General features: G+C 40.2%; 8 protein-coding genes. 2 read left to right on the forward strand and 6 right to left on the reverse strand.

What is annotated here, in order from left to right; all coding sequences use genetic code 11:
- Positions 1-162: 162 nt before the first annotated feature.
- Complete coding sequence (locus tag QZ019_RS08490) at positions 163-645, forward strand: phosphatidylglycerophosphatase A (RefSeq protein WP_294567192.1); 483 nt, start codon at positions 163-165, stop codon at positions 643-645.
- Here QZ019_RS08490 and QZ019_RS08495 read toward each other — a convergent pair.
- From QZ019_RS08495 to QZ019_RS08515, 5 genes are all read right to left on the reverse strand, one after another.
- Complete coding sequence (locus QZ019_RS08495) at positions 638-1,255, reverse strand: hypothetical protein (protein WP_295484184.1); 618 nt, start codon at positions 1,253-1,255, stop codon at positions 638-640. The two genes, QZ019_RS08490 and QZ019_RS08495, sit on opposite strands and share 8 nt — an antisense overlap.
- A gap of 41 nt (positions 1,256-1,296) precedes the next feature.
- Entirely contained in the window at positions 1,297-2,670 is a 1,374-nt protein-coding gene (gene ppnN, locus QZ019_RS08500) for a nucleotide 5'-monophosphate nucleosidase PpnN (protein ID WP_295484187.1), read from the reverse strand.
- 75 nt (positions 2,671-2,745) lie between these two features.
- Positions 2,746-3,558 (reverse strand): NADPH-dependent 7-cyano-7-deazaguanine reductase QueF, encoded by an 813-nt coding sequence (gene queF, locus QZ019_RS08505; protein WP_295484189.1) that lies wholly within the window; start codon positions 3,556-3,558, stop codon positions 2,746-2,748.
- 1 nt (position 3,559) lies between these two features.
- On the reverse strand, positions 3,560-4,288 hold the full coding sequence (locus QZ019_RS08510) for a 16S rRNA (uracil(1498)-N(3))-methyltransferase (protein ID WP_295484191.1): 729 nt from the start codon (positions 4,286-4,288) through the stop codon (positions 3,560-3,562).
- Between the two features lie 11 nt (positions 4,289-4,299).
- On the reverse strand, positions 4,300-5,091 hold the full coding sequence (locus QZ019_RS08515) for an endonuclease (protein ID WP_295484193.1): 792 nt from the start codon (positions 5,089-5,091) through the stop codon (positions 4,300-4,302).
- Between the two features lie 82 nt (positions 5,092-5,173).
- Here QZ019_RS08515 and QZ019_RS08520 point away from each other — a divergent pair, with 82 nt between their 5' ends.
- Positions 5,174-6,016, forward strand: coding sequence for a DUF5718 family protein (locus tag QZ019_RS08520; protein ID WP_295484196.1), 843 nt, complete (start codon positions 5,174-5,176; stop codon positions 6,014-6,016).
- Positions 6,017-6,075: 59 nt separating this feature from the next.
- Here the strand turns inward: QZ019_RS08520 and metK are convergent, their stop codons facing one another.
- The gene (metK, locus tag QZ019_RS08525; protein WP_295484199.1) at positions 6,076-7,224 is read right to left on the reverse strand and encodes a methionine adenosyltransferase; all 1,149 of its coding nucleotides are present in this window, start codon (positions 7,222-7,224) and stop codon (positions 6,076-6,078) included.
- Positions 7,225-7,525: the final 301 nt, after the last annotated feature.

A 7,525-nucleotide genomic window follows, 5' to 3' on the forward strand; every position in this document is an offset into this window, starting at 1 on the left:
CGCCGATGGTAGTGCAACGTACGTTTGCGCGAGAGCAGGTCATTGCCGGGCATCCCTTACAAGAGCCGCTGTCTTATGGATAGCGGCTTTTCCGTTTCTATGCCTTTAATTTTTGTTTCTCTTTAGGTAAATTAGCTTATAGGTTTCATTTAAGGATTTACCATGGCATCCCGTGAATTACTGCGTAAATTAAATTTAAAGAACCCTTGGCATTTATTGGCTGTCGGTTTCGGTTCCGGACTTGCACCCAAAGCTCCCGGTACTTTCGGCTCTTTAGCCGCAATTCCGATCTGCATGGTTCTTTTATATATAAATCCGATTATCTCCGTTGTTTTTATTGTTTTAAGTTTCTTTATCGGCGTTAAGGCATGCTCCGAGGCTGAAAAAGCCATGGGAGTTCATGATCATGGCGGAATCGTCATAGATGAGTTTGTCGGTATGTTTATAAGCGTAATGTGCTATCCGGCAAATTATTGGTATGCATTTTTAGCTTTTGTGTTGTTTAGAGTTTTTGATATTTTAAAACCTTATCCCGTGTCTTTGGCAGATAAAAAGGTAGCCGGCGGTTTTGGCATAATGATTGACGATGTTTTGGCCGGTGTATACGCTTTTATTATCGGAAGCGTGATTTTAACTTTTATTTAGACGCTTTTTGCTCTACTTTGAAGCTGTCAATTACGTTCCTGCATAAGGATAGGTTGCCGTTAAAGAGGAGTTTGGTCGTAGCGGCTTCGCTTTGACGGCCTGATACTTGGCAGCTGAGGCGATGGAAATCATTAAATAAGATATCTGTTCGTTGATAAAAATGGTTTTCCGTATCAGGAAGATATCCGTCTTCCGGCTTTTTTAAAAATCCTGTTAGTATGATGCTATAGTGATTGTCACTATATTTTTCGTTTATTAGTTCATATTGACCGTATAGCAAGTTTTCTTTGTCGGAAAACGGTTTTAATATACTGTCTTTAAAATGTTTTTCATCTTTTAGGTAGTTAAGCTCTTTATCATTTAATTTAATGTTTGTATATGAAATTGTAAGTTTGTTATTTTCATTGCCCAAAATAACACTTAACATGTTGTCATGTTTGAATACGCTGTCTTTAAATTCTTTTGGACAATTAAAACTTACGGTGTAGTCCCTGCCATCAATGTTAAAAGAGACACGTTTAATTGATTGATTTACTGCCTTATCTGATGCAGATGCGCTTAATGTGATAAAAAGAGCAGATAAAAGAGAGATTTTTAATATTGTTTTCATAATAATAAAGAAGGACCGGGAAAGTCCCGGTCGCAATTAATTTACTTATCGTGTTCAAAACGGTAGCACGGCTTATATTTTCGTTCTGACAGCAAAATTCGTCCTTGAGCGATAAAGTCGCGCATTAATTTGTCCATGTTATCAATGATCTCTTTGTCTCCATGAAGGATAAAAGGACCTTTCTCCGCAACCATTTTTATACCGTATTCTTTTACGTTGCCGGTTACGATTCCGGAAAAAGCACGGCGTAATGCTGCAGCAAGCTTCCACGGCTCTTGATCTTTATGCAGGTCAAGGGCGCTCATATTCTCATGATTGACTTCAAATGGTCTTTGCAGCTCCTCGGGAATAGTTAAAGACCAGTTAAAGCAATATGATTCATGTACAAGATTGCGATGCTCGTGTACGGTTTTAAGACCTTTGCTTACCTCAATTGCGACAGCTTTCGGATCGTTTATTATTATTTGGTAATAGCGCGAGATCTCATCGCCAAGAGAAGATCTTAAAAATGAATCTAAAGCATCGAAATAGGGTTTGCTGTTTTCATTGCCGGTTAAAATAAGCGGAACCGGATTATGGCGGTTTTCCCTTAATAATTTAATACCGAGAATAAACAGCAGCTCTTCAGCAGTACCGGGACCACCCGGGAAAACTATAAGAACGTGCCCCAAACGCACGAAAGCTTCCAGACGCTTTTCAATGTCCGGCATGATAACGAGTTCGGATACCATTGAGTTAGGCGGCTCAGCGGCGATAATTGACGGCTCTGTAAGTCCTATGCGGCGGCAATATTCAGCACTTTGCTGAATATGTCCCATAATGCTGCCGCGCATAGGTGCTTCCATTATTCCGGGTCCGCATCCCGTACAGATGTCAATTTTGCGTAAGCCGAGCTCTTTACCGACTTTGTAGGCGTAATTATATTCTTCGGTACTTATTGAATGGCCGCCCCAGCAAACTGCGATATTTGGGGGTGTATCAGCAAGCAGGGCTCCGGCGTTGCGCAGGATTAAAAAGATCCAATTGGTTATGCTTTGAGCATTAGATAATTTGTCAGCTGAAAGCTTGAAAAGCTCTCTTTGTGCAACGTTAGTTAAAACAATATCACGCAGTACCGAAAAAAGATGCTTTTGCAGCATGTTGACTATTTCACCGTCAACAATTGAAGATTCAGGGGGATTGATTAATTCAATCTTAAGACCGCGTTCGTTTCTTACTACATTGATTTCAAAATTCTGATAGTTTTCAAGCAGCTCTTTTGAATTATCGGTTAGATTGCCGCTGTTTAAAACTGCAAGAGAGCAATTACGATATAAATCGTATAACTCTCCTTGGGAGTTAAGGGAGATGCTGTCGGCTTCAAGCTGCGTTAAAAGAGCCATTGAGCCTTTGGGCCATACTACTTTTACACTCATACTCTATCCTTATATTTTCTCTTTATGTTTTTTTATTGTAGCCTGTTAACCGTTTTTTTTCAGTCAAAAGACTGATTATTGCCGGATAGTCCTTAAAGGAATTAAGTCATCGCTAAATTCATTACGGATAGGATTAATGTCAATTCCACCGCGACGGGTAAAACATGCCATAACGCAGAGCTTAACGGGACGCAGATTTTGTTTTATATCATTGAAAATCTGCTCGCAGCACTGTTCATGAAAACCTCTGTGACGACGATATGACACAATATAGGAAAGAAGGGCTTTTTTATCTATTTGTTCCCCTTCATATCTAATCATGATTGAAGCATGATCGGGCTGTCCGGTTACGGGACATAATGTCCTTAATAAATTTGAGCTTAAGGTTTCGATAACGTAATTACCGCCTGAAGGAACAAGTAATTTAGGATCCGGTTCGTACACCGGTTTTTCTATAGGCTCTTCGTCAATTGAGGTACCGCTTAGTTTTTGGATATTAAAGTCCTCATTGATTTCGTTTAAAGCATACAGTTTAACTTCAACGCTGGTTTCAAGAACCTTGCTCAGATCATGAGCGATAATAGCCGCTACTTCGCCTTTATTGCTGAATTTGGTTTGGGTAAAAGATCCGATATAAAGTTTTAATGATTTTGATTCGACTATATACGGCGATGTTGCCGGAACTTTGATTGATCCGACGGCAACTTGCGGGATACCTTTTCGATTTAGATAGGTAATTTCATAAAGACGCCATAAGTCATAGCCTACACTTACGTCGCTTTTTAATTGGGCGCGTCCTAAATTACGTCCGATAGACTGCAGTACGGTAGGATCGTATTCTTCAAGATAGGAAGTTGATTTGCCAAGAAGCAATTCATTTTTCTGCATGTTATAAATCTCCGAAGTGACTGCCTAAAATTGATAAGGCAACTAAAGCGGCTGTTTCAGTACGTAAAATGCGCGGACCTAAGCTTACACCAATAAATCCGCATTCTGCCGCATCGTTAATTTCTTCTTGAGAAAGGCCTCCTTCAGGACCTATAAGTAGGCGGATTTTTGCGGTTTTTGGCTTTAAATCCTTAAGGCGTAAGGAAGACAGAGGATCAAGAGTTACATTTAAAGCATCAGGATCTTTTTTACACCAGGTTTTAAGATCGGTGATATCGTTGACTTTGGGAACAAAAGCTCTACCTGATTGTTCGCATGCGCTTACGGCAATTTTTTGCCATGAATCAACTTTTTTTAATGATCGTTTTTCATCAAGTTTTACATTACAGCGAATTGAAGTTAAGGGAGTTATCTCAAAAATTCCGAGTTCTACTGCTTTTTGAATGGTTAAGTCCATTTTATCCCCGCGGCTTATGACTTGTCCGAGTTCTATTTGCAGCGGAGATTCGCTGTTATTGGCAACGGCTTCTAATATTTGCGCGGCAGCTTTATTTCCGGCGTGAACCAATTTAGCTTTAAACTCATGACCTATTCCGTCAAAAATATTAAAAAGATCACCTTCTTTAAAGCGCAAAACCCGGCATAGATGTCCCGATCCGTTTTCGCTAAGCGTAATTTCCGTATTTTCCTGAAGATTGCCTTGCGGCTCATATATGCGTACTGTTCTCACTTTTGACTCGCTTATAGTGAAAAAATGTCCTTAAAGAGTTGCTCAAAGTTATCAAGAGGCTCTTCTTTTATATCCTTTAAATTTTCCTGGCCTTTGCATTTGCGGCTGACAAAAGGATTCTGATTGCCCTGAACTTTTAAAATAAGCTCGTTGCGTTTGCATTCATTGGCGTCAGGAGGATATTTACTATCCCAGGCTTTAAACAGTTTCTGCTGGTTTTTGGAGATCTTAAGACCGTATCTATCCTGCATGTAAAGGTAAGCTCTGGCGATGATCCCGCGTGCGGCAGGCTGAGGTTGAACGCGGCGATGCTTAAAATCGATTACGGTTTGACATTTACCGTAGGTCTTATTAGTTGCGTTCCATTCTGAAAAACGAAAATTGGAGCGATCTTGATTAACTTCACCGACAGACGGATAAAGATTATGCAAATCTCCTTCCATTTCCATAAAAAGCTCGTCAGATACGCTGCAGCGTTTCCTGCCGCCTTTTTTCCAGCAGGAAAACTGTTTGCCGAATTCCCATGCCGGAACTATATGTTCAACGGTTATTTTTGAGGCAAGCTGTTTTTGACTTTGTCTTCTTACCTGATAATTACATGCCTTAAGATTGGGGTAATAGGTATTATTTTTAAAAATTAAAGGGCATGAACAATATAGGGTTTTAGGTTTTTCAAGCTCTCTGAAAATATCCGGCAAGATTTCACGGGCTTTGGGATAGTCCGACATCGCGGCCGCTTCATGAAATGAGCTTGCTGCAACGATCGCAACAATAAAAGGAATTAAAATATGACGTAACTGCATACCTAAATGTGCTTAATTTTGTTAATCTAGTCTTTATATAATCTCATAAATTGAAGTTAAAAACAGTCTCTAAGGAGCGTATATGTTCATTGATTTAAAACAAGCGGCAACTTTCGGCGTTGCCGGTAATTTTACCGGTCATTTGGAACAAGCCGGAGAAGCACGTGATTTTACTCAAGTTAAAACTGCGGAGAAAAATGCACCTAAGGCTGTTTTTCCTACTTATCTGCCTAAAAGCGGAAATTCTATTCCGGCATTTTTAAATGTTTTTCCTTTTGATGAATACAAAATTGAATTCCCAAAAGGGGAGAGCAAATTGCAAATCGAGCCTGAATGCGCAATTGTCTGTGATTTAACCTGGGAAAACGGCAAAGTTGTCTCAATAACTCCTTTGGTTTTCGGTGCAAGCAATGACTGCTCAATTCGTAAAGAAGGCGCTAAAAAGATTAGTGAGAAGAAAAACTGGGGCAGTGCGTCAAAGGGTTTTGCTTCAAATTTAATTAAGATTGATAAATTTACCAAAGGCGGTATTTTAGACAGATATCGCATTGCCAGTTTTCTCGTTCGTAACGAAGAGGTTTTCGTTTACGGCGAGGATAGCCCGGTACGTGATTACAGTTATTTTTATGAGAAGCTTATCGCATGGCTTATCGATAAATTTAACAATCAGGAGAATGCAGGTCCTGCCGAGAATATTAATTTGTATTTAAATGAAGCAGGATGCCCTAAGCAGGTAATGATTTCGGTAGGTGCAACCCGTTATACCGATTACGGTGAGCACAATTTCCTGCAGCATGGCGATAAGGCTGTAGTCGTTGTATATCCTGAGGATGTTTATTCGCAGGAAGAGATAATTAAGCGTGTCGGTAAAGATAATCTTGAAGAGGATGATATTTCAGTTCTGATTCAGGAAGTAATCGTTTAATGATGATTTAGAAAAAGAACGGCCCTTCAAGGGCCGTTCTTATAAATGCAGTACGTAAATTAAGATAAAGCCGCTTTTAAAGCATCGACTTTATCGGTTTTTTCCCATGGGAAATTATCTCTTCCGAAGTGTCCGTAAGCTGCAGTTTCCTTATAAATAGGACGAATCAAATCCAGCATTTTGATAAGGCCGTAAGGGCGTAAATCAAAAACTTCATTGACGGCTGCGGCTATCTTTTCATCAGAAATAATTCCGGTACCGAAGGTGTTCACGGAAATTGAAACCGGCTTGGCTACGCCGATAGCGTAGGACACCTGAATTTCGCAGCGTTTGGCAAGACCTGCAGCGACAACGTTTTTAGCGGCATAACGTGCTGCGTAAGCTGCCGAGCGATCAACTTTTGACGGATCTTTTCCTGAGAAGGCTCCGCCTCCGTGACGAGCAGCTCCGCCGTAAGTGTCAACAATGATTTTGCGTCCGGTAAGACCGCAGTCACCGACCGGACCGCCGATTACGAAACGGCCTGTAGGGTTGATGAAATATTTAGTGTTTTTGGTCAGGTATTTTGCCGGAATGACTTTTTTGATGATTTCTTCCTGAACTCCTTCAATTACGGAGCTTAAAGAAACATCAGGACTATGTTGGGTTGACAGGACAACGGTATCAACCGATTCAATTGCTCCGTTATCGTCATAAACGAAGGTTACCTGGCTTTTTGCATCAGGACGCAGCCAAGGAATGATGCCCATGCGTCTTACTTCAGCTTGGCGCTTAACTAAAAGATGGGCGTAGGTAATGGCTGCCGGCATTAAAACAGCAGTTTCAGAGCAGGCATAACCGAACATAAGTCCTTGATCTCCTGCACCCTGATCTTCCGGATTTTCGCGATCGACGCCTTGATTAATATCAGGAGATTGCTTGCCTATAGCATTTAAGAATGCGCAGTAACGACCGTCAAAACCGACTTCAGTGCTGTTATAGCCGATGGAACAGACGGTTTTTCTAACTACATCTTCAAGATCGACGTTAGCCGTGGTAGTGATTTCGCCGGCTAAAACCACCATACCGGTTTTAACCAGAGTCTCGCAGGCAACGCGAGCCTTTTTATCTTGAGCTAAGATAGCATCCAGTACCGCATCGGAAATTTGATCGGCAACTTTATCAGGATGTCCTTCCGAAACTGATTCTGAGGTAAAAAGTCTTGACATAGATGGATATTACCAGACGTTATTAAACAATAAATTTCAAACGGTGAATTATACCGCAAAGATATGCGATTTTCTTAATTCATAAGATTAATTTAGTTAGTTTAAACTAATTATAGTTACTTATAGACAATTTATTTCATAAAAATAATATAAGTAGAAACTTGATTGGTGTCTTCTTTATCAAAAATATAAGAGTTTTTTTACTGCTCGAATATAGGGCGTATTTTTAGACGCAAATCTATTTTATTGATTTAAAAGCCTTATTTTCACTTACTGTGCAAATGTGCAACAATCTTGCCTT

The sequence above is a fragment of the uncultured Succinatimonas sp. genome (assembly GCF_905203285.1).
GTDB lineage: Bacteria > Pseudomonadota > Gammaproteobacteria > Enterobacterales > Succinivibrionaceae > Succinatimonas.